Below are 21071 nucleotides of genomic sequence, written 5' to 3' on the forward strand. Positions count from 1 at the left end.
CTATCCGGACGGTTTTTTGAACGGCTCGAACCTCCGGCCGCCATAGACCATGAACTTGTCGAAAAACTCCACGTAATGGAGCCGCAGGCTATGAATGGTGGGGGAGAAAATCCCCAGGGCGATATTGATCAGGTGGAGCAGGCCGCCCGCCACGGCACCGGTCAGCACATCCCCGGTCAGTCCCGCGAACCGGTTCGCCACCTGGGCGATGAGCACCGAGGCGAGCCCGATGGCCATGATCCGGGCGTAGGAGACGATATTGCCGATGTTCTTCATCATCTCCAGCGGCGCCAGGAGCCCCCCCGTCAGGAGCATGAGCGGGATGGCCACCAGAACGGCCGCGTTGAGGCTTTTTCTGACCGGAGGTGGAAAGGGGCTGAACAGGGATACGGCCAGGGCAGCGAGACAGAGCAGGAGCAGGATGTTCACGAGCTTTGCCAGGGATTCCCTGACCAAGCGCCTTCGCAGGGTCGACCAGAAGCCTAAGCACAGGCCGAGGGTGACGTGGGCGACGCCGATGGAGAGGGAGAACGCCAGCATCGGCATGATCGAGCGACTACGCTCGATGACGCAGGTCTGTTCCAGGAGCCGCCACCCCCCGGCCGTCCCGCCGAAGCATTCGCCGTACAGAAAGCCGAACACCACGGCATAGCAGGAGGAGACCAGCAGGATCAGGGCGGCATCGTGCAGGTCGCGCCGCGTGCGGAACAGCTTCAGCATGACCAGGGCACAGGCCAAAAGCAGCAGGCCGTACCCCACATCCCCCAGGATCATGCCGAAGAAGATCGGGAAGAAGATGCCGATGAAGGGGGTCGGGTCGTAGGAGCGGTACGAGGGGAGCGGCAGGATACGCGTAAAGAGTTCGAAGGGACGAAAATAGGGAGGGTTCCTGATGGCGATGGGGATGTCTTCCATCTCCTCTTCCAGGGCCTCCTGCTCCTCCACCACCACCCGCCCCTGGAACTCCCCGTTCAGGGCGGAGCGGAGCCGCGGCACGTCCGGCGAGGGCATCCAGCCGTGGATAAAGAAGCAGAGGTCGGTTTTGTGGATGGCCGCGGTGGTGGTGAGCAGGGCCAAGCGGTCCAGCAGCCACTCCCGCACGCACTGATAGGTGGGCCACCAGCGGAAGGCAAAGCGCTGCAGTTCGGCGTTCACCCGGTCGAGTTCCCCCCCGATGTCGCCGATCCGGCGGCGCACCGCTCTCACCTTGTCCGGGAACGGAAGCTGACCCAAGGAGGCCGGGAAGGCCAACTCCGGGATGCGTTCCCCATTCAGCACGTCCCGAACCTTGGCCCCCAGCTCGACCGGTAGGGTGATGAGCACGATGATCGCCCCCTCCGGGCCGCTGGTCGTGACGAATTCAAAGGTGTCGCCCGTCAGGCGGGCGATCAACTGGTAGAGGTGATCCACCGCCTCGCTGTTTTTCAGGGACACACCGATGAAATCGAGGTCGGTCCCCTCCCCGGCCGTCTTGAAGAGCGGTTCCAGGGCGTCGAGGAAGGCGGTCTGTCGGAGCAGTTCCCCCCGCTCCCCCTCCAGGGCGTCCCGCCGGCGGCAGAGCCCGCTGCACAGGAGTGTGTGCTTGTCCACCACATCGGCCACGATCCCCACGGCGCTGTGCGGCTCAAGGTAGCTGCACCGGGTGGGCAGCTTGGGGAGGAAGCCGGCCAACTGGTCGATCTTTGCCAGGAGGTCGTCGAAGTACAACCGTTCCGCCAGGGTCTTCTTATCCAGCCGGACCGACCGGAACGCCTTTTCATCCTCCCGGTCCACAAAGCCGCGCATCTCCTGTTCCACCTGGAACAGCCCCAGGGCCCGGACACGGTCCAGCGCCGGGAGCAGAAGCTCCATCGGCCCTATGATCTCAACCTTGGACATGGCGACGATCATGTCATTCACCCGGTAGTATGGTCCTGATCCCTTGCTGCACAAACCCCGTAAGCTGGTCGTCCCCGAGCCGGGCCAGCCGCCCGGCCCTGGCCTCGGCTTCCGTCACGGCGGCATCGGCCTGCCGGCGCGCCTCGCCCGTCTCCACGGCCGCAACCCCGGCGGCCAACTCCTCTTGCAGCCTAACCTCCTCCCCTGCCGCCAGGTCCGTGCATTCCCGGCGCAGGGCTGCCAGTTCCCCATCCGCTCGCAGTTGCTCGGCGGCGACCATCTCCCGGATCTCCCGCTCCACCTCAAATACCGTGTTCAGGATCTCCTGTTCCATGACGGCTCCCCTGTGGACACATCATCCTCCCCATGACGCCCCGGCGGCAATCGCGGTGCACGGTGGCTATTCAACCACCGGGGCGGTGTTCCGCCCGGTCCTTTTCCTGCTGAGCCAGCATCTTGCACAGCACGGCGGCGATCTCCTCCCCGTCGTCATCCAGGCACCCGAGAAAACGTGGGTGGAGACGGTGCCCCGCCGCCACGGTCTCCGCCTCCCGGTCGGGCAGGACCAGGACGGTGCGGCAATCGTGCAGTATCCCCTTCATCTGCCGCAGAGCGGCGAGCTCGTTCAGGGAGCCGACGATCAGCACAGCCACCACCGGTTCCCCGGACGGGCACCGGAACCGACTGACCAGGTCGTCCATGGCGCTGAAGACCTCGGTTTCAGGCACGGTTCGGGTCACGGCGTTGCGGATGTGGTCGCCGACCCCGTCCCGTGCGAACAGGAGTATCTGCATGGCGTTACGATCCTTTCACCCTGTCGGCATCATGCCCTGGCCACGGCCGGGGCCGCCTTGGGCGGCTTCACATGGGCGATATCGCGGTGCATGTGAGGATTGGGGAGCACCGGCAAAAACTTGATCAGCACCTGGTACCCCAGGATTTCGATGGATACGATGCCGACCGAGATCATCAACTCCGCAAAGGAGGGGAAATAGCGCCACCCGGTGCCCGGGATGAACCCGATCAGGTAGACGTTGAAACGGTACAGGGCGCCGCCCAGGAGCATCATGGCGGCGGTGGCGAAGAGCCAGCGCGGCGACCGCCACCGTTTGCTGTCGAAGAGAAGCAGGGAGCCGCCGGCCAGGAGCAGGAACTCCAGCAGGAAGAACAGGGAGTACTTGTCCCCCTTGAAGATGAGAGCCACCTGGTCGCGCTGGATGAGGTCGCCCAACCGCACCGACAGCCAGACGGCGGCAAGCCAGGGGATGATGTGGGCCAGCCCGGACAACTCATCTACTTCGTACTCCCGCTTGAGCAGGTAGGAGGAGACCAGGGATTCCAGGATCACGATGGCATACCCCATGTACATGCAGTTGATCAGGAAGAGCAGCGGCAGGAAGCCGGTATGCCAGAGCGGGTGCAGCTTGGTGGGGGCGATCAGCATCAGGGAGCCGAGGGACGACTGGTGCATGGTCGGCAGGACGAGGCCGAGCGCCACGATAAAGATCAGGATATTGTTGAACTTGGGATGAAACCAGGCGGTGGCCGAGTGAACCCATTCCACGGTTGTCCGCACCAGGGCTTCGTCCTGGGGGGTGTGGCGCGGATGGAAGTGGTAGATGGCCTTCTGGAGCCATTTCAGCTTGCTGTGTTCCAGAACGCAGAGCAGGGAGGGGAAGAACTCGATGATCTGCACCACGCAGTACCCCATGATGCAGAGGGCCACCTCGAACATGGCCGAATTGGGCTGCCAGCGGGACGGCATGAAGAACCCATAGGCGTTCCAGGGGCGGCCGATGTCCACCATGACCGAGAAGCCGGCCAGGCAGTAGCCGAACAGGCTGGTCAGGATGGCGGAGCGGATGAGCGGATGGTACTGCCAGCGGTTGCGGATGTACACCAGGATGGCGACGGCATAGCCGCCGCAGGCGATGGCGGTGCCGGTGGCCACGTCGTAGGCGATCCAGATCCCCCAGGGATAGCCGTCGCTCAGGTTGGAAACCGCCCCGATCCCCTTGACGAACCTGAGGATGATGAAGTAGACCCCCACCAGGGAGAGCGCCAGGAAAAAATAGAAGGGCTTGGTCAGGATCGGGCTGTGTACCCGGACGAATTCCTTGCTGTGTTCGTGCTCCTTCATGGTCATTCCTCCTCTTCCTGGATACCCTTGCTCTCCCGTTTTTTCCGGTTCCTGAGCGCGATGACGCAGAGCATGCCGTAGAGCGCGACCGGGGCGATGAACCCTTTGTAGATGGTGTGCTGGATACGTTCGGAGAATTCGGCCGGCGCCTCGGCCGGCAGCCGGGGGAGGCCAAGCCTGGGGAACGACACCCCTGCCAGGTAAAGATGATTGGTTCCGCCCACCTCATGCTCGCCGTAGATGTAGTTGACGTACCGGCTGCCATTGGCGTCGATCCTGCCGCGCGCATCCCGCAGCAGGTCGCCGCGCCTGCCGAAGGTTATGGCCCCCACGGGGCAGACCTCGGCGCAGGCCGGTATCCCCTTGCCCCGCAGGTTGGTGTTGCGGCACAGGTCGCATTTGACGATCTGGGGGGCCTTCCGTTCCCACTGGAAGCGGGGAATGCTGAAGGGGCAGGCGATCTGGCAGTAGCGGCAGCCGATGCACTTGTTCTTGTCGTAATCCACGATGCCGGTCGCCTTGTCCTTGGTCATGGCGCTGACCGGGCAGACCGACACGCAGGAAGGCTCCTGGCAGTGCATGCAGGAGTACTTGATGTACGACCAGTGGTTTTGCGGTCCCTTGTACAGCTTGATCAGGGTCCGGGTGTTGCCCGACAGGTCGGCCGGCGCATCCCACAATTTATCCTGATCGAACGGGGCCCGCTCGTAGGCGAGGCCGCCTGAGTCTCGGTTGACCCGCTTGCAGGCCGCCATGCACGCCTTGCATCCCACGCAGCGCGTGGCGTCGTAGAGCATGCCCAGTTCGTCATTGTTGACGGCCCGCTTCCCCTGGGCGGCGGCACACGGCCGGCCGGCCAGAAGCCCGGCGCCGGTTGCCCCGAGCAGCTTGAGAAATTGTCTTCTGCTGGTCGTTCTCATAACACTCGACCTCCCTTTTACAGCCTGAACGGAAATTACTTGGCCGTTGACGGCTCACTCTCCTCCGGTTCCTCCTCCTTCTCCCATCCGGTCCACATGGTCCTGATCTCGGAGAACGGGGTGGGGCCAAGAGTCGTCAGATAAAAATGGAAGAAGGTGAAGGCGCACAGGCAACAGGCGGCAAAGAAGTGCAGCCCGTCGATCAGCTTGATCCCCCCCAGCAGGAACAGCATGTTCCGCAGGGGCTGGATATCCAGCAGCAGGAAGCCGGTGACGATCACCAGCGGCATGAAGACGAGCATGATCACCAGATAGGCCGTCTTCTGGAGCGCGTTGAATTTGTTTTCCGGGGTGGCGTGGAAGGGATTCGGCTTGCCGCGGAAGTAGTTGAAGGCATAGAAGACCGCCTGCCGGATGAGCCCGTGCCTCACCTCGTCCCCGGTGGGGAAGTAGATCCTGCCGATGGCATGGGAAATCACAACATAATAGAGAATCCAGTACACCATGGAGAGCGCCACCACAACCCCGGCCACGTTGTGCAGCGTCACCGCAGCCCGGTAGCTGCCGAACAGGTTGACGACCTCGGGAAAGCGGATCTGCACCCCGGTGACGCAGAGGGTGACGATGCTTAAGGCATGAATCCAGTGCCAGATCCTGACCGGTGTCGGCTGCAGGTAGACGATGACCTCATGGGCGGCCTGGTCATGGTTGTGCTCCCGCTTCCTGCGGGTCAGGAAGCGTATGAACCCGTGTCCCAGGGGGATGACGATCCCGCAGGCGATGATGAGGCCGCCTATGATGCTGACCCCCTTGCTGCGGGTCGCGCCGGTCATATAGAAGTCGGGGGTGCCGTAGAGGACATCCAGGATCGCCCCCTTTTCAACGGCTACGCGGCTGTAGACCCCGTTCTTGCCGGGGAAGGAGACGAAGCTGGTCTGCAATCCCTTGGTCCCGGAGACGTGACAGAAGGTGCAATCCCAGCGATTGTCCAGGATCTGGTAGCTGTGGGTCATCACCTCGGGCATCATCATGCCCCGCAGGCGCATCCCGTCGTCACGAGCCTTTTTGTTGAATTTCCGCAACTCCAGGAGCGAGATATAATTGTCGCCGTTGGTATCCACCAGGGAGGCGATGCCGTTCTCGCCGGTCAGCCGCGCGAGTTCGTCGTAGGTCGCCAGGCGGAAAGCGCCCTTCCGGTCCTCCTTCTCCACAAACAGGTTGATGTAATACCCCTTTGACCCGGTATGGCAGGTGATGCACGGCATGGCATGCAGGTGCCGTCCCGCCTGGGGGAGCCATTTTTCATGGCTCTTCAGGGTCGCCGGAGGCAAGTGGCAGCGGGAGCAGACGGCATTGATCTCCACACCCGACACATCGGCCGGTTTCCGCGCCCGGTGCGGGTTGTGGCAGTCGGCGCAGGCGGCATTCCTGCCGTGCAGGCTTTGGGCGTACTCCTTGGCAACCGCGTCGTGGCATTCCTTGCAGGTGGCGTGTGAGGGCTTGGTCCCGTCTTCGGGATGCCTGCCGGTCACGCTGTCGTGGCATGAGGTGCAGCCGACGACCTTGTGACTGGTGTCGGCGAATTTCAGCGGATCGACATAGAGGCGGGCGCCCCCCTGCTGGATGATGGACTGCTCGCCGTGGCATTCGAGGCATTCGCTGTTGTCCCGCGCGCCGAAGGAAGCGGGCGCAAAGAGCAGCGTCGCCAGTACCGCCAGGAAACATCTCCGTGCCATGTCCGTGCCGTTGGTTCCCATAGCCCCTCCACATGTTGCCGTGATCCGTTTGTTGCGGCTGCTGCCCAACTGCACTTGGGGCGCAGGCCCGCTACCGTTAGCCATAGCATCAGGCGTACCGAAAAGGACGGTGCAAATAGGGGGGAAATTATCGAATCATTTCGTATTGTTGCAAAACAGGGGCGCGACGATGCGTGGAGAATTTTTTCTTGCGGGACAAGAGAATTACTGCGGAACAGTAAAATGTGCTACCGGGCAGGAAATTGCGGCGTTGTTCCCCTCCCCGATGTCGGGGGTCATTCCCCCTCGGCATCGGGATCGAAATAACGGCGGTGGATACCATGGCTTTTCATCAGGGCATAGAGGCGCGATGGGGAAAGCCCGGAGATGCGGCAGGCCTCGTTGATATTCCCCCTGGTGAGGGCGATCAGTTCGTGGAGATAGTTGTTTTCGGCCCTTTGCACCGTCTCGTCCCGGAAATCGTGCAGCGGGGGGAGCCCGTGGAAGGCAGCCCGAGGGGCGTCGCCCTGCCACTTATGGCCGTTCGCGGCCCTGGCCGCCTTGATGCGGATGTCGCTGGGGAGATGCTTGGGAAACAGGGTAGGTTCGTAGCGCGCGGAAGCGATGACCCGGTCCAGGGTATTGATCAGTTCCCGCACATTGCCCGGCCAGGCATAGGCGGCCAGGCTCTGGAGAAACTCGGGGGCAACCCCCTTGTGGGCCAGGCCGTAGCGCTCGCACAGCCGGTCCATGTGGTAGCGCACCAACTCCTTGACGTCGCCATCCCGGTCGCGCAGGGGCGGAATCTCGATGGTAAAGGAGCGGAGCCGGAACAGGAGGTCGCTACGGAACTGGCCCCCCTGCGCCATGGCGTCCAGGTCCCGGTTGGTGGCGGACACGAGTCTAAAATCGCTCTCCACCTCCCGGCTTCCCCCCAGGGGGCGGAAGCGATGTTCCTGGAGCACCCGCAGAAAGGCCCGCTGTACGGAGACGGACAGCTCCCCCACCTCGTCCAGGAACAGGGTGCCGCCGTGGGCCTGGAGGATCAGGCCGTCGCGCCCGTGTTCCGCGCCGGTGAAGGCCCCCTTTTCATGGCCGAACAGGAGGCTCTCCACCAGGGTGTCGGGCAGGGCGGCGCAATCCACCACCACGAAATTGCCCGCCGCCCGTCCGCTGTTATGGTGGATGGCCCGGGCAAAGAGTTCCTTGCCCGTGCCGGTTTCACCCGTGATCAGGATGGGGATGTCGTTCACCGCGGCCTGGGCGACCAGGTCGAGGCAGGCGGTCAGCTTCCGGCTGCTGCCGACGATATCGTCCCGCTTCAGGGAGGTCACGTTCTTCCGGGAGCAGTAGAGCTTCTCCTGCCGGTACTGGATCGCCCGTACCAGCGGCAGCTTGACCTCCTCCGGGGCCGCCCCCTTGGTCACATAATCCCACGCCCCGCTCTTGATGGCCGTTTCAGCGGCGTCCGGTTCGTCCGCCCCGGTCATGATGATAATCTCCGGGGTGGAGGGGGTCGCCTGGATGACCGGCAACAGGTCGAGCCCGTTGCCGTCAGGCAGGTGGATATCGAGGAAAACGACATCGAACGGCTGGGAGACGGCCAACGGCACCCCCTCCCGCAGGTTTTTCCTCCAGGAGGCGTCGTGCCCCATGTCGGTCACCGTCCGGCAGAGTGCGGAGCCGGTCGCATCGTCGTTATCGATGATCAGGACGTTCGACATGCATGAATCCTTTGGTCGGCGCTGTTGCCTGGGCTCGCCCGACGCGCGCCGGAGCTTCCCTTCCGAAAAGTCCCCTCAGCCTGGAGGAGCGGGCCAGGGGGGCGGAGGATGACGTCCTCCCCAGGGGAGAAGGTTTCAACGGGCAATCGCTGTCCATCAACAGAGTAAATTATAGCGCAAAAAAGCGAAAAACATAGCAGGGGCAGGAAGCCGGGGACCAGCCTGCGGTCTATGCCGCAGGCTGGAGGGGGACGAAATCGGGGCGGGCGAAGGAATAGTCGTAGTGCTGGTGGTCGCTGTACTCCCCGGCAAGGATGGCGGTCACGTCCTGGGCAAAGACGAGCTCTTCGTCGGTGGGTATGACAAAGACCTTGACCGGCGATGCGTCGGTGGTAATGAGCGCCTCCTCCCGCTCCGAGCGGACGGCGCGGTTTCTCTCCGGGTCGGGCAGGATGCCGAAGCATTCCAGCCCTTCCAGGGTCAGCTCCCGGGCGAGCCACTCCCACTCGGCCACACCGGTGGTGAAGACCACGGCATCCAGCGGCCCCACGGCGGCCAGATAGGCGCCGATATACTTCTTGAGGCGGTAGGCTTCCATCTTCAGGGCCAGCTTGCAGCGGGCATGCCCGGTCGAGGCGGCTTCCAGGATATGCCGACGGTCCGTATTCAACCCGGTTATGCCCAGCATCCCGCTCTTCTGGTTGAGGATGCTCTCCATCTCACGAGCCGAAAGGTTCAACTGCTGCATGATGAACGGGGTGATGCCGGCGTCGAAGTCGCCGCTGCGCGTTTCCATGACCGCCCCCTCCAGGGGGGTCAGCCCCATGCTGGTATCGATGGAGATGCCGTTTTTGATGGCACACAGGGACACGCCCTTCTCGATATGGATGGTGATCAGGTTGCAGGCGGCTGCCGGTTTGCCGAGCAGCATGGCGGCCCGCCGGGAAAGATAGATGTGGGACGGCCCGTGAAACCCGTAGCGCCGCACGCCGAACTTTTTGTACCATTCGTACGGCAAAGGATAGATATAGGCGAAATCCGGCATGGTGACGTGGAAGGCGGTATCGAAGATGGCCACATGGGGGATATGGGGCAGCAACGCTGCAGCGGCCTCGATCCCGGCGATATTGGCGGCATTGTGCAACGGCGCCAGTTGCTGGAGGTCCCGGATGGCGTCAAGCACTTGGTCGTCGATCACCACGGAGTGGCGGAATTGTTCCCCGCCATGGGCCACCCGGTGGCCCACGGCTCCGATCTGTACCGCTTCGTCCCCGATGCCGTGCCGGGGATCGTCCAAGATGGCGAGGATCAGGGAGACGGCCCCGCGGTGATCGACAAACTCCACCTCCTGGGTTTCATTCTCCCGCCCCGTCACCTTCAGGCTGATGGACGTCCCGCCGAGCCCGACCCGCTTGACATCCCCCGCCGCAAGCAGCGACTCGCCGCCCCACGTGAAGAGATGAAATTTTATGGAATGGGTCCGGCAACTCAGGGTCAGAATATTCATGTACTCTCCGCTTTCCCTGCCGGCACAGAAATTTCGGGGCATCCGCCCCATGCATTGAATGCCGGCTCCATCCCTATCTTACTCTTTAACCGGCACCTGCTCAAGAAAAGATGCATCCTCCTCCACCAGGGCCTCCTCATCGGCCTCCGTCGGGCATGCCTCACGGTTCAGGACGCAGTGCAGCCGCTCCATGTCCATCTCGTTTTCCCACTTGGAGACGACCACGGTGGCGACGCCGTTACCGATCAGGTTGGTGATGGCGCGCGCCTCGGACATGAAGCGGTCGATCCCCAGTATCAGGGCCAGGCCGGCCACCGGAATGGTCGGGATGGCGGCAAAGGTGGCCGCCAGGGTCACGAAGCCGCTCCCCGTAACCCCGGCCGCTCCTTTGGAGGTCAGGAGAAGGATGGCGAGCATGGTCAGGGTCTGGGTCCAGGTAAGATGGGTATTGGTGGCCTGGGCCACAAACAGCGCGGCCATGGTCAGGTAGATGGAGGTGCCGTCCAGATTGAAGGAATAACCGGTGGGGATGACGAGCCCCACGACCGACTTCCTGCACCCCAGATTCTCCAGCTTGGACATCATGCGCGGCAGCGCCGATTCGGACGACGACGTGCCGAGCACGATGAGGATCTCCTCGCTGACGTAGCGGATGAACTTGAAGATGCTGAAACCGGTGACCCTGGCAATGGTGCCGAGTACCACGAAGATAAAGATGATGCAGGTGAGGTAGAAGCTCCCCATGAGCATCCCCAGCTTGGACAGGGAGCCGACCCCGAACTTCCCGATGGTGAACGCCATGGCGCCGAAGGCGCCCAGGGGGGCGAGCCGCATGATGATGCCGACAATGCCGAACAGGATATGGGATATCTGTTCCACAAGCCTGCACACGACCTTTCCCCGCTCGCCCAAGGCCGAGAGGGCAAAGCCGAAGAGCATGGAGAAGAGGAGCACCTGGAGGATGTCACCCTTGGCAAAGGCATCGACCACGCTCGTGGGGATGATGTTCATGAGAAAATCTGCGGTATTGCTTGAGTGGGCCTGGGTGGTAAAGGCGGTCAGGGCTTTGGTGTCGATCTTGCTGACATCGGCGTTGAAGCCGGCGCCCGGCTGGATAGCGGTGACGATGGCCAGGCCGATGATAAGAGCCACCGTGGTGACCATTTCAAAGTAGAAGAGCGCCTTGACCCCGACCCGGCCGACCTTTTTCATGTCCTCCATGCCGGCGATACCGGTCACGACCGTACAGAAGATGACCGGAGTGATGATCATCTTGATCAGCTTGATGAACCCGTCGCCGAATGGCTTCATGGCCACGCCGCTTGCGGGGTAGTAGTAGCCGAGCAGCACGCCGGCGGCGATTGCCGTCAGAACCTGAAAATAAAGATGCTGGTAAATCCTCTTTCCTTTCATCCTGGTTCCCTCTCAAATTGGTTTTAGGGACGTGGCATAAGCGTGCCGCGGGTCTATTCCCTGGACAGGGGGGAGGCCCCTCCCTGTCGTTAACTCTTATCTTCTTTTTTCTCTGCCTTCTTCGCCTGGGCCAGTTCCTCTTCCCGCGCCAGGATCAACCTGGGGGGGATTTCCTGGGCGCCGAGTATTTTCACCAGTTGTTCCATGCCGTCTTCAATAAGCAGGAGCTTGTGCGCGGACAGGGTTTCCAGCCCCTTGACCAGATGCCCCTGGACGACCTCCGGGGCCTCTACGACCAGATCCTTGCCGGCCTTGGTCAACTCGATGGTTACCACCCGGCGGTCTTCCCGCGACCGGGTCCGCTCTGCCAGCCCCTTTCTTTCGAGACGGTCGAGGATGCCCACGACCGTGGCCGGCTGGACGAACATGAGCCGCGCCAGATCCGATACCTTGACCGGCGCATTCTCTGCAATCATCTTGATCGCCCAGAGTTGGGGACCGGTCAGGCCGGTTTCCCGTTTGGCCTTTTTGGAATAGTCGTTGAAAACCTGAAATACCCTGCGGATATTATTAATGATCTCTGCCACTTTGGCACTTTTGGTCATACCTCTCCCTTCCTTCGTAGAAAAACAATTACCAGTGCAATAATTTTAATATAAATAATTCTAGCATAAACAAATTTGAGCGACAATTGTAAATTGCCCGGCATGCAATTTTGTGTAAACAATTTCACGCGCCCTCCGCAACGGCACCAACCCGGCGGCAAAATCGGGCCGGCGCCGAAACTCTCGCCTTGAAAAAAACGACAGGGTTGCTATAAGTAATCATCCACGTCTCACTCGGGAGGAATCTAATGGAACATAACGGCAGGAGAACATTCCTGGGAGTGTGCCTGGGCGGACTGGCGGCGGCCGTTGCCGCCGTGACCGTCTGGCCGGTGTACCGCTATCTGGCGCCCCGCTCCACCAGGGCCACGGCCGCCAGGGTCGATATCCCGGAGAAGGAGATCCCGGAAGGTGAGGCAAAATTCTTCGAATTCAACGGCGCGTCGGCGGTTCTGGTGCGCAAACGGGGCGGCGGCCTGATCGCCCTCTCCGCCGTCTGCACCCACCTGGGGTGCATCGTGCAGTGGGAGAAGGACAAGCAGGACTTCCTCTGCCCCTGCCACGGCGGCCATTATACCCCCGACGGAGTGGTCACCGCCGGCCCCCCACCCAAACCGCTCGCAAAACTTCCCTTTAGCGTCGCCAACGGCGTCATCACCGTCGGCTGAAATACCAGGAGGCTGCATGGCTCTCTTCAAACGGCTTATTGATTGGATCGACGTGCGCATCGGCGCCCGGGAGATAGTGGCGAAGGAACTGACCGGCTACCTCCTGCCCCGCAACATCAACGCCTGGTATTCCATGGGGAGCATCCTGCTCTTCATCTTCGCCATGCAGGTGGTCACCGGCATCCTGCTGTTGATCTACTATGTGCCGGATGCGGACAAGGCGTTCAAGAGCGTATCCTTCATCATGAACGAGGTTCCCTTCGGCTGGCTCATCCGCACCTGCCACGCCATCGGCTCCAACATGATGGTGCTGGTGCTCTTCCTCCACATGTTGTCCGTGCTCTTCATGAACAGCTACAAGAGCCCGCGGGAGTTCAACTGGCTCACCGGCTTCATCCTGTTCACCCTGGTCCAGGGGATCTCTCTGACCGGCTACCTGCTCCCCTGGAGCCAACTCTCCTTCTGGGCCACCACCGTGGCCACCAACAGCGCCAACGCCATCCCGGTGGCGGGGCCGTACCTGGTGGAGTTCCTGCGGGGGAGCAAACTGGTCGGCCCGCCGACCCTGGGGCGTTTCTTCGCCCTGCACGTGGCGCTCATCCCGTTGGGGATGGCGGCCGTGGTCGGCGCCCACCTGTTCTTCCTGCAACGCACGGGCGTCTCCACACCCCCTTTCGGGCAGAAGGAGACCGCCAACCAATGGCAGGGGGACGGCTACCGCTACGAGAGCCATCCGGGGGGCATCCCGTTTTTCCCCAACTATGCCCTGGAAGACCTGCGCTCCATCTTCATCTACCTGGCCTGCTTCCTGGCGGTGGTGTTCTTCGCCCCCAACCTGTTCTTCACCAGCGATTCATTTCTCCCGGCCAACCCGCTCCAGACCCCGGCCCACATCAAGCCGGAATGGTACTTTCTGGCCAACTACCAGACCTTGAAGATCTTCCCCAACGAGTTCATCGGCCTGTCGGTGCAGGGGGCCGCCATGACCTTCCTGGCCCTGCTCCCCTTCATCGACCGGACCAGGGAGCGCCACCCCCTGAAACGGCCATTGTTCATGATCTGCGCCGTGGGGGGGATCCTGCTCTGGGTCGGGCTGAGCGTCTGGGGGCACTACTCATGAGATACCGGGAGACTGTCATGAACCTGTTGGGAAGCCTGCTCGTCCTGCTCTTACCCCTGGCCGTTCTGTGGCCTTTGGCCTCATTCGCCGCGGAACCGCAGGAGATCGTCTGCATCCAGTGCCACGGCGCCATGCCGGGCAAGATCGGGGAGCCGGTCAAGCTCTGGAAGGGGAGCATCCATGCGGAAAACGGCATCGCCTGCAACGCCTGCCACGGCGGCGACCCCAAGGATGCGGCCAACGCCATGAGCCCGGCCCGCGGCTTCCTGGGCGCGCCCAAGGAAGCGGCCATCCCGGCCTTCTGCGGCCGCTGTCACGTGGGGGTGTTGAAGGACTACCTGGCCAGCGCCCACGGCAAGGCCTTGGGCAAGGGGGGTCCGACCTGCGTCACCTGCCACTCCAACCATCTGGTGGTCAAGGCATCGCTGGATATCATCAACGAAAAACGGTGCAGCCAGTGCCACAGCTACGAGCGGGCCAAGGTGATCCGTGCTGCCATGCAGGAAACCGAGGCCATGATCGTCGCCATCGACAAGAGGATCGCGGCCTACAAGGTGCAAGGGACCGATACGGAGAGCCTGGAGAAGGGGTTATTCGCTGTGCGCAACCGCTTCCACACCCTGTTCCACAACGTGGACGTGGGGATGGTGAAGAAAGAGTCGGCCGGGATACAGGCAGACCTGAAGAAGATCCAGGACCAGCTCGCGGCCCTGGACGATTCGCGCCAGAAGCGGAAGATCGCCGGGGCGGTCGTCGTTTCGGCCATGTTGCTGTTGGCGTTGTTCGCCCATCTGCTGAGGAAGACGTTTGATTAGATGATTGAGGGGGGCCGGGGAGTTGAGACATAATAGGTCGGATCGGCTTTCAGTTTCTGTGGGAGCTTTTGAGGAAAAATAATGGGGGGCGAGGCGCAGGTGCGGCCTCGCCCTTTTACATTGCTACAACCGGGATTTGGTTAAAAAAAGGTCGCATGATATTGACAATATACCAATAAATGGGATAAATTGAATTATGATGTGGACCGTGCATCTCACAAACAAGGCAGCAAAGCAGGCAAAGAAGCTGCCAGAGAGTGTTCAGGACAACCTCAAGCTGTTGTTGAAAGAGATCATGGTGTCAGGTCCGGTTCGGGGCAATTGGCCGAACTATTCCAAGCTGTCGGATACCGAGCATCATTGCCATATCAAAAAAGGTCGTCCGACATACGTTGCCGTATGGCGTGAGGACAAAGGACACGTAAAACTGGTGGAGGTCATATATGCAGGCACTCACGAAAAAGCGCCCTATTGAAAAGCAGGTGGAAGTCCGTTTCAGGGGAACCCCGGAAAACGTGATCAAGTTGCGCCGCATGGCACAAACTCTGAAAGTGAAGGACATAACCGAATGGGAGTTGGAAGAAAAGGATTTCTATACCATTGAAGAGGTGTTTCCAGAGATGGCCTGGAACAGTGGCGGTGTTTCTATCCGTGGCGGTCGCGGCAAGGAAGGGCTGACACAGAAGCAGCTTGCCGAACTGACCGGCATTGCCCAGCATCATATCAGCGAGATGGAAAACGGCAAACGCTCTATTGGCAAGGAAACAGCCAAAAAATTGGCGGCCGTGCTGAACGTCGATTATCGAACATTTCTCTAGTTTACAAAAGACGAATGATAAATAGTTATGGCGGCCCTGTATTTTCCTAGGGTAGCCGAATGAAATTAGAGCGAGGGCGTCAGCATCAACACCCTTGCCGCAACCTACATCGCGGAGGGCCTTGCCCGCAAAGCAGCCTGATACAACCTTTGTCTATTCGAACAACAAAACCGCCCCGGTGATCCTGGGCGGTTTTGCTGTGTATGAACCAGCCCCCAATTACATGCCTGAGAACTGGCGCTCAAGGCCTTTAGGGTCTTTCGCCCACAATTCGCCCACCTGCGCGGACATGGGATCGGGAAAGATATCCTCCTGGTCCGCCAAGATACCTTTGACAATGTTCTCCGCCGTTTCCTGCGTGCTGGCCTTCGGCATGTCGAAGTCGCGGGACATGTCGGTATCGATCGGCCCCGGGAAGATGCCGTGGACAAAGATGCCCTTGGCCTTCAATTCCCCACGCATCGCCTGGGTTGCGGAAAAGAGCGCCGCCTTTGAAGCGCTGTAGCCGCCTACGGCGGACATGCTTGCGAGGCCGAGAACGGATATGACATTGGCAATGGCGCCGCCGCCTTTCTTCTCCAGTACCGGCGCAAAGGCGCGGACCATGTTGAGCGTGCCCAGGTAGTTCACTTCCAGATCGTGTTTCAGCGCGTCGGGATCGCCTGTGACAACGGACGAGAATGCGGCAACGCCGGCATTGTTGATGAGGACGTCCACATCCTGCGCCAGGCCGACGGCCTGTTGGACGAGGTCCAGGTCGGTAATGTCCAGCTTCAGCGGCACCACGCGGCTATCGCCGAATGCCGGGATGTCTTCGGTCTTGCGGGCCGCCGCATAGATCCTCGTGACCGGGTGTTTGAGCAACGCTGCAACCAAGGCCTTGCCAATGCCTCTATTCGATCCGGTTACCAGAATGGTTTTGTTTTCGAGTTTCATGGCTTTCTCCGTTCATGCATAAGGGAGTCGATGCTGCATCATAATAAGACTATAATAGTCTTTTGCGGCAACATCAAGTGACATTCGCGTTCCTCATTCGACAAAAAAACCGCCCCGGTAAATCCTGGGCGGTTTTTTCATACATAAAGAACCGACGGCCGCTATGCTCGCGGTATGACGTTGTCCTTCACCCAAGAGACGATGTCGTCCGTGGAGGTGCCGGGAGTGAAGATCTCGCAGATGCCGGCCGCCTTGAGGCCGGGGATGTCGTCCTCGGGGATGACGCCGCCGCCGAAGACCTTGATGTCGTCGGCGCTCTTCTCCTTGAAGAGCTGGCAGATACGGGGCAGGAGGGTGTTATGGGCCCCGGACAGGATCGACAGGCCGACGCAGTCCACGTCCTCCTGGATGGCGGCCGAGACGATCTGCTCCGGCGTCTGGTGCAGGCCGGTGTAGATGACCTCGAAACCGGCGTCGCGGAAGGCGCGGGCAATGATCTTCGCCCCCCGGTCGTGACCGTCCAGCCCCGGTTTGCCCACAAGCACGCGTAATGTTCTTGAAGCCATGAAAGGTACCTCCGACTTGAAATTTATATCAGAACCCTGTTAACGAATTCGCAAAAAGCTCCAGCTGGCAGGCGCGTGAAGTTTGAGAGCCGTCACATCTCTATTCCCGTGCGGGCCGGTACCCCGGCCTTATAGTAATGCTTGATCTCGCGCATCTCGGTCACCAGGTCGGCTGCTTCGATCACCCGTTCATGGGCGTTGCGACCGGTCAGGACCAGTTCGGTCTTTTCCGGCTTGAGGCCGATGAGTTCCAGCACCTGATCCACATCCACCAGCCCGAACCCCACGGCGCCGTTGATCTCGTCCAGAACCACCAGATCGTACTCGCCCGAGGCGAGGATGCCCTTGGCCCGTTCCAAGGCTTCCTGGGCCACCTGGCGGTCCTCGGTGATGTCCTTGGTATTGACCCAGCCGGGCCGGCCGGTCTGAATGATGGTGAACAATGGGGCCAGCTTGCCGGCGATCAGATGCTCACCGTAGGGGCCGCCCCCTTTGATGAACTGGAAGACGCACACCTTGAGCCCGCGGCCTATGGCACGCAGGGCCAAGCCGAGAGCCGCGGTGGTCTTCCCCTTGCCGTTGCCGGTGTACACCTGTATGCAACCCCGCTCCAACGTCATGCGCCGCTCCCGGTCCGAATCCCGCCAACCCCCTGTCGATGTTGGGTTCCTGGCGATTACAGCAGAATAAAACAACGGTGTTTGACTATAGCAATTTGGCCGAGCGCGGTCAAGCAAAGGATTGCCGCGGCAAATTGCGAGCGAGGCATTGCGGAGCGGCGGAGAGACGGTATACTATGGGGCACAGACCACCAATCCACACGTCAGGAGCAATCCGATGAACCTTCCTTCCCTTATCCGCCATTCGGCCAGGGCCGAGCGTGAAATCACCGTACAAAACGCCGATTGGCTCCAGCGGCACATGAGCCCCTACTTCTTTCAAGCCATGGCCGACGAGCAAGAGGCGTTGACACTGCTGGCCCGCGAGATGGGCCGTTTGCGCGACAACCGCAGCCTGATCCTGACGGACCGGGAGAAACGCCTGGTGATCGCCTGCGTCAATCAGCCCGGCTCCCTCTACGAGACCTTGCGCCGGGTGGGAGAGCAGGAGATTTCCTATGCCATGTTCTCCCATTCCAATGCGCCCATGCCCGCCATGGAAAATGAGCTGGAGGTGCAGCGTTTCGAGTTCGACCGCCGCCAGAACCACGAGATCGACCTGAACAGGCAGGTGGCAATTCCCCCCGCGTTGACGCGTAAGATCCGCGCCGAGCTGCGCTGCTCCTTTCCGGAGTTCGACCCGAAAAAGCTCGACCACCTGCTGAAGATACTCTGGCTCAATGACGAGGATTTTGTCCGCATGACGCCGCCATCGCGGCTGGCCTGGCTGATCTGGCTCTTTGAACGGGGCAACGCTGCGGGCGGCCTGTTTTTGGACATCAGAGAGGTCATGCGCGAAGACCGCCCGGAAACGCGGGTGCTGTTCGCCGTGGGCAACCCGCCCCAGAATGAATTCCTGCTCCAGGTGCTGGAAATCTTCAACCGCCTGGATATCGGTATCCGCCGGGCCTATTGCCACACCATCTCCAACGGTATCCATCCGTACTTCCTGGGGGCCTTTTTCGTCATCAACCGCCAGGGGGAGATCCTAGCGCCGGAGAGCGAACTGGCGGCGCGCCTGACCCGCGAGTTGTGCACCACCCAGATCATCGCCACCTCCTCGCCCGCCTACCGGGATTATGTCACCGAGGGGCAGATGTCGGGCGAGGACGCGGCCCTGGTCAACGCCTGCATCGCCTTCTGCCACACCAGCCTGGCCCACAGCCAGCCCGACCGGTTCGGCCTGGAGGATGTGCAGAAGGCCTTCTACGACCATCCCGAGATGGCCCAGAGGTTCATCAGCCTGTTCAGGGCGCGCTTCGACCCTGACCTGGCGGGGCGGGAGGCGGTCTACGGCAACCTCCTGACCGAGACCCGGTTGGCGGCCGAGGAGTACAACACCGGCCACCGCTGGCTGGACGACATACGCCGGGCCGTCTACCGCTGCTGCCTGCTGCTGGTCACCCACACCCTCAAGACCAACTTCTTCGTAGTGGCCAAGCAGGCCCTGGCCTTCCGCCTCGACCCCGCCTACCTGCGCGAGTTGGGGCGCGAGTTCACCGCCGACCTGCCCGAGACCCTCCCCTTCCGGGTGACGTTTTTCTTCAGCCGTTTCGGCACCGGCTACCACGTGGGGTTCTCGGATATCGCCCGGGGGGGATGGCGCACGGTCATCGCCCGGAGCGCCGACGACTACACCACCGCCGCCAATACCCTCTTCCGCGAGGTGTACGTCCTGGCCAACACCCAACACTTCAAGAACAAGGACATCTACGAGGGCGGTTCAAAGATGACCCTGGTGCTGGACGCCTCGGACCTGGATCAGGCGGGGGGCGAGGCGGAGAACTGCCGTCTTTACAAGCTGCAATACGGCATCGCCAACGCCTTCCTGGACATCTTCGTGACCGACCGCGGCCGGGCCCGGGACCCGCGGGTGGTTGACTACTACGGCGACGATGAGCCGATCGAGATCGGGCCGGACGAGAATATGCACGACGGCATGATCGAGGCCATAGCCAACCTGTCGAAAAAACGGGGGTACATGCTCGGCATCGGCATCATGTCCAGCAAGCGGATCGGCATCAACCACAAGGAATACGGCGTCACCTCCACCGGCGTGGTCAAATTCGCCGAGATCACCATGGCCGAAGCGGCCGGCATCCATATCTACAAGGACGCTTTCTCCCTCAAGATGACCGGGGGACCCAACGGGGACGTGGCCGGAAACGCCCTGCGCATCATGCTGGAACGCTGCCCGCTCATGCAGGTGCGCCTGATCCTCGACGGCACCGCCGCCCTGTACGACCCCAGCGGCATCGACCGCGGGGAACTGCGGCGCATCGTGCTGGCCCACGATCTGGACGCCTTCAACCCGGACGCCCTGGGAGAAGGTGGCTTCATCATCTACCGTACCGGCCGGCGGATCGAGGGGCTCAAGGAGACCCACCGCAAGGTAACCAGGACAATGGGCGGCCTCGTGGAGGAATGGCTGGAGGTGGACGACTTCTACCGCGAGTACAACAGCCTCGTCTTCACGGTAAAGGCAGATCTCTTCATCCCCGCCGGGGGGCGGCCCGAGACCATCGACGGCCAGAACTGGCGTACCTTCCTCGACGCAACGGGGGCGCCTTCGTCCCGGGTGATCGTGGAGGGGGCCAACTCCTTCATCACCCCCGAGGCCCGGACCAGCCTCCAGAAGAACGGGGTGGTGATCATGCGCGATGCTGCGGCCAACAAGTGCGGCGTCATCTCCTCCTCCTACGAGATCATCGCCAACCTGCTCCTGTCCGAAGAGGAGTTCCTGGAAAACAAGGAGGCGTACGTCAAAGACGTGCTGGCCATCCTGGAAAAACGGACCGAGGACGAGGCGCGCCTGATCCTGCGGCGGCGGCGCGAGTCCGGCGACAGCCTGCTGTACACCGAGATTTCCGACACCATCAGCCTGAACATCAACAGTTTCTACACCCGGCTGTTCGACTTTTTCTCCGCCCGGCCGGAACTCTGCCTGCAACCGCCCTTCCGGAAGGCGATCCTCAACCACCTGCCCCGACTCCTGCGGGAGACGCCGGCCTTTCGGAAGCGCATCAGGAACCTGCCCCGCAAATATCTCTGTGCGATCCTCGCCGCCGAGATCGGCTCGTCCCTGGTCTACACCGGCAACCGCGATACGGATTTCGAGGAGATGGTGAGAAGGCACCTGGCGCGAACGCTGTAAAGACCGTCCCCCAAAAGAACCGGGAGGAGAGGCGCCGAAGGTAGGCATTTTATGGCCCGGGAAAATTTTGCTTTATGTTGCAGCGCCTGCTGTGCTAGATATGGAGTCGATCCATTGACGATTTTACCCATCACGATTGCCACGCGATAAAGGAGCCTGCCATGTCAACCACTAACGATAATGCCGCAGCAGCAGTCATTGCCTTTGTCTCCGGCGCCGTCATCGGCGCTGCCGCCGCGCTTCTCCTGACCCCGAAACCGGGCCGCGAGGTGCGGGAGAAACTGACCGACCTGGGGGAAAACGCTGCCGAGAAGATGCGGCGCCTCGCCCGGGAAGCGAAATTCAAGGTGTCACCCAAGGCAAAGAACGGGGACTTCCAGTACGACGGCGGCGACGCCTGGATCTAAGCGAT

At 61.5% G+C, this 21071-nt stretch carries 20 protein-coding genes; 7 read left to right on the plus strand and 13 right to left on the minus strand.

The window, feature by feature from the left end; all coding sequences use genetic code 11:
* The 10 genes from F6V25_RS14055 to F6V25_RS14100 form a co-directional block, all read right to left on the minus strand.
* The gene (locus F6V25_RS14055) at positions 1 to 1890 is read right to left on the minus strand and encodes a V-type ATP synthase subunit I (RefSeq protein ID WP_246167052.1); all 1890 of its coding nucleotides are present in this window, start codon (positions 1888 to 1890) and stop codon (positions 1 to 3) included.
* Between the two features lies 1 nt (position 1891).
* Positions 1892 to 2212, minus strand: coding sequence for a hypothetical protein (locus F6V25_RS14060; RefSeq protein ID WP_151129189.1), 321 nt, complete (start codon positions 2210 to 2212; stop codon positions 1892 to 1894).
* Positions 2213 to 2282: 70 nt separating this feature from the next.
* The gene (locus F6V25_RS14065; RefSeq protein WP_151129190.1) at positions 2283 to 2672 is read right to left on the minus strand and encodes a hypothetical protein; all 390 of its coding nucleotides are present in this window, start codon (positions 2670 to 2672) and stop codon (positions 2283 to 2285) included.
* A gap of 29 nt (positions 2673 to 2701) precedes the next feature.
* Positions 2702 to 4018 (minus strand): Ni/Fe-hydrogenase cytochrome b subunit, encoded by a 1317-nt coding sequence (gene hybB / locus F6V25_RS14070; protein ID WP_151129192.1) that lies wholly within the window; start codon positions 4016 to 4018, stop codon positions 2702 to 2704.
* 2 nt (positions 4019 to 4020) lie between these two features.
* Entirely contained in the window at positions 4021 to 4938 is a 918-nt protein-coding gene (gene hybA / locus F6V25_RS14075) for a hydrogenase 2 operon protein HybA (protein WP_151129194.1), read from the minus strand.
* A 35-nt stretch (positions 4939 to 4973) separates the two neighbouring features.
* Positions 4974 to 6695, minus strand: coding sequence for a cytochrome b/b6 domain-containing protein (locus F6V25_RS14080; RefSeq protein ID WP_191966200.1), 1722 nt, complete (start codon positions 6693 to 6695; stop codon positions 4974 to 4976).
* Positions 6696 to 6970: 275 nt separating this feature from the next.
* On the minus strand, positions 6971 to 8398 hold the full coding sequence (locus F6V25_RS14085; RefSeq protein WP_151129198.1) for a sigma-54-dependent transcriptional regulator: 1428 nt from the start codon (positions 8396 to 8398) through the stop codon (positions 6971 to 6973).
* Between the two features lie 229 nt (positions 8399 to 8627).
* Positions 8628 to 9905, minus strand: coding sequence for an acetate kinase (locus F6V25_RS14090; protein ID WP_151129199.1), 1278 nt, complete (start codon positions 9903 to 9905; stop codon positions 8628 to 8630).
* Positions 9906 to 9983: 78 nt separating this feature from the next.
* Entirely contained in the window at positions 9984 to 11318 is a 1335-nt protein-coding gene (locus F6V25_RS14095) for a dicarboxylate/amino acid:cation symporter (RefSeq protein WP_151129201.1), read from the minus strand.
* A gap of 89 nt (positions 11319 to 11407) precedes the next feature.
* Positions 11408 to 11923, minus strand: coding sequence for a MarR family winged helix-turn-helix transcriptional regulator (locus F6V25_RS14100; RefSeq protein WP_151129203.1), 516 nt, complete (start codon positions 11921 to 11923; stop codon positions 11408 to 11410).
* Positions 11924 to 12171: 248 nt separating this feature from the next.
* Here F6V25_RS14100 and F6V25_RS14105 point away from each other — a divergent pair, with 248 nt between their 5' ends.
* The 5 genes from F6V25_RS14105 (at position 12172) to F6V25_RS14125 (ending at position 15344) form a co-directional block, all read left to right on the plus strand.
* Positions 12172 to 12591 (plus strand): QcrA and Rieske domain-containing protein, encoded by a 420-nt coding sequence (locus F6V25_RS14105; protein WP_151129204.1) that lies wholly within the window; start codon positions 12172 to 12174, stop codon positions 12589 to 12591.
* 16 nt (positions 12592 to 12607) lie between these two features.
* Positions 12608 to 13711, plus strand: a complete 1104-nt coding sequence (locus F6V25_RS14110) for a cytochrome b (protein ID WP_151129206.1) — start codon at positions 12608 to 12610, stop codon at positions 13709 to 13711.
* A 17-nt stretch (positions 13712 to 13728) separates the two neighbouring features.
* Positions 13729 to 14526 carry a cytochrome c3 family protein gene (locus F6V25_RS14115; protein WP_151129208.1) on the plus strand — a complete coding sequence of 266 codons (798 nt, stop codon included), beginning with the start codon at positions 13729 to 13731 and terminating at the stop codon, positions 14524 to 14526.
* Between the two features lie 196 nt (positions 14527 to 14722).
* Positions 14723 to 15001 (plus strand): type II toxin-antitoxin system RelE family toxin, encoded by a 279-nt coding sequence (locus tag F6V25_RS14120; RefSeq protein ID WP_151129210.1) that lies wholly within the window; start codon positions 14723 to 14725, stop codon positions 14999 to 15001.
* Entirely contained in the window at positions 14970 to 15344 is a 375-nt protein-coding gene (locus F6V25_RS14125) for a helix-turn-helix domain-containing protein (protein ID WP_151129211.1), read from the plus strand. Before F6V25_RS14120 ends, F6V25_RS14125 begins: the two co-directional genes overlap by 32 nt.
* 219 nt (positions 15345 to 15563) lie before the next feature.
* Here the strand turns inward: F6V25_RS14125 and F6V25_RS14130 are convergent, their stop codons facing one another.
* The 3 genes from F6V25_RS14130 to cobO form a co-directional block, all read right to left on the minus strand.
* Positions 15564 to 16280: an SDR family oxidoreductase gene (locus F6V25_RS14130; protein WP_151129213.1), complete on the minus strand. Its 717-nt coding sequence runs from the start codon at positions 16278 to 16280 to the stop codon at positions 15564 to 15566.
* 161 nt (positions 16281 to 16441) lie between these two features.
* Entirely contained in the window at positions 16442 to 16846 is a 405-nt protein-coding gene (locus F6V25_RS14135; RefSeq protein WP_151129215.1) for a cobalamin B12-binding domain-containing protein, read from the minus strand.
* 92 nt (positions 16847 to 16938) lie between these two features.
* The gene (gene cobO, locus F6V25_RS14140; RefSeq protein WP_151129217.1) at positions 16939 to 17466 is read right to left on the minus strand and encodes a cob(I)yrinic acid a,c-diamide adenosyltransferase; all 528 of its coding nucleotides are present in this window, start codon (positions 17464 to 17466) and stop codon (positions 16939 to 16941) included.
* Between the two features lie 217 nt (positions 17467 to 17683).
* Here cobO and F6V25_RS14145 point away from each other — a divergent pair, with 217 nt between their 5' ends.
* Together F6V25_RS14145 and F6V25_RS14150 are read left to right on the plus strand one after the other, a co-directional pair.
* Positions 17684 to 20659 carry an NAD-glutamate dehydrogenase domain-containing protein gene (locus tag F6V25_RS14145; protein ID WP_151129219.1) on the plus strand — a complete coding sequence of 992 codons (2976 nt, stop codon included), beginning with the start codon at positions 17684 to 17686 and terminating at the stop codon, positions 20657 to 20659.
* Positions 20660 to 20820: 161 nt separating this feature from the next.
* Positions 20821 to 21066: a YtxH domain-containing protein gene (locus F6V25_RS14150; RefSeq protein ID WP_149308891.1), complete on the plus strand. Its 246-nt coding sequence runs from the start codon at positions 20821 to 20823 to the stop codon at positions 21064 to 21066.
* Positions 21067 to 21071 lie beyond the last annotated feature (5 nt).

This window comes from Oryzomonas japonica (assembly GCF_008802365.1).
Classification (GTDB): domain Bacteria; phylum Desulfobacterota; class Desulfuromonadia; order Geobacterales; family Pseudopelobacteraceae; genus Oryzomonas; species Oryzomonas japonica.

Excerpts from the sequence above, each read along its gene's own strand:
- F6V25_RS14095 (WP_151129201.1), bottom strand. The coding sequence starts at position 11,318 with ATGAAAGGAAAGAGGATTTACCAGCATCTTTATTTTCAGGTTCTGACG.
- F6V25_RS14115 (WP_151129208.1), top strand. The coding sequence starts at position 13,729 with ATGAACCTGTTGGGAAGCCTGCTCGTCCTGCTCTTACCCCTGGCCGTT.
- F6V25_RS14100 (WP_151129203.1), bottom strand. The coding sequence starts at position 11,923 with ATGACCAAAAGTGCCAAAGTGGCAGAGATCATTAATAATATCCGCAGG.
- F6V25_RS14110 (WP_151129206.1), top strand. The coding sequence starts at position 12,608 with ATGGCTCTCTTCAAACGGCTTATTGATTGGATCGACGTGCGCATCGGC.
- F6V25_RS14145 (WP_151129219.1), top strand. The coding sequence starts at position 17,684 with ATGAACCTTCCTTCCCTTATCCGCCATTCGGCCAGGGCCGAGCGTGAA.
- F6V25_RS14080 (WP_191966200.1), bottom strand. The coding sequence starts at position 6,695 with ATGGGAACCAACGGCACGGACATGGCACGGAGATGTTTCCTGGCGGTA.
- F6V25_RS14135 (WP_151129215.1), bottom strand. The coding sequence starts at position 16,846 with ATGGCTTCAAGAACATTACGCGTGCTTGTGGGCAAACCGGGGCTGGAC.
- F6V25_RS14090 (WP_151129199.1), bottom strand. The coding sequence starts at position 9,905 with ATGAATATTCTGACCCTGAGTTGCCGGACCCATTCCATAAAATTTCAT.
- hybB (WP_151129192.1), bottom strand. The coding sequence starts at position 4,018 with ATGAAGGAGCACGAACACAGCAAGGAATTCGTCCGGGTACACAGCCCG.
- F6V25_RS14060 (WP_151129189.1), bottom strand. The coding sequence starts at position 2,212 with ATGGAACAGGAGATCCTGAACACGGTATTTGAGGTGGAGCGGGAGATC.
- F6V25_RS14150 (WP_149308891.1), top strand. The coding sequence starts at position 20,821 with ATGTCAACCACTAACGATAATGCCGCAGCAGCAGTCATTGCCTTTGTC.
- cobO (WP_151129217.1), bottom strand. The coding sequence starts at position 17,466 with ATGACGTTGGAGCGGGGTTGCATACAGGTGTACACCGGCAACGGCAAG.
- F6V25_RS14055 (WP_246167052.1), bottom strand. The coding sequence starts at position 1,890 with ATGATCGTCGCCATGTCCAAGGTTGAGATCATAGGGCCGATGGAGCTT.
- F6V25_RS14105 (WP_151129204.1), top strand. The coding sequence starts at position 12,172 with ATGGAACATAACGGCAGGAGAACATTCCTGGGAGTGTGCCTGGGCGGA.
- F6V25_RS14085 (WP_151129198.1), bottom strand. The coding sequence starts at position 8,398 with ATGTCGAACGTCCTGATCATCGATAACGACGATGCGACCGGCTCCGCA.
- F6V25_RS14130 (WP_151129213.1), bottom strand. The coding sequence starts at position 16,280 with ATGAAACTCGAAAACAAAACCATTCTGGTAACCGGATCGAATAGAGGC.
- F6V25_RS14125 (WP_151129211.1), top strand. The coding sequence starts at position 14,970 with ATGCAGGCACTCACGAAAAAGCGCCCTATTGAAAAGCAGGTGGAAGTC.
- F6V25_RS14120 (WP_151129210.1), top strand. The coding sequence starts at position 14,723 with ATGATGTGGACCGTGCATCTCACAAACAAGGCAGCAAAGCAGGCAAAG.
- hybA (WP_151129194.1), bottom strand. The coding sequence starts at position 4,938 with ATGAGAACGACCAGCAGAAGACAATTTCTCAAGCTGCTCGGGGCAACC.
- F6V25_RS14065 (WP_151129190.1), bottom strand. The coding sequence starts at position 2,672 with ATGCAGATACTCCTGTTCGCACGGGACGGGGTCGGCGACCACATCCGC.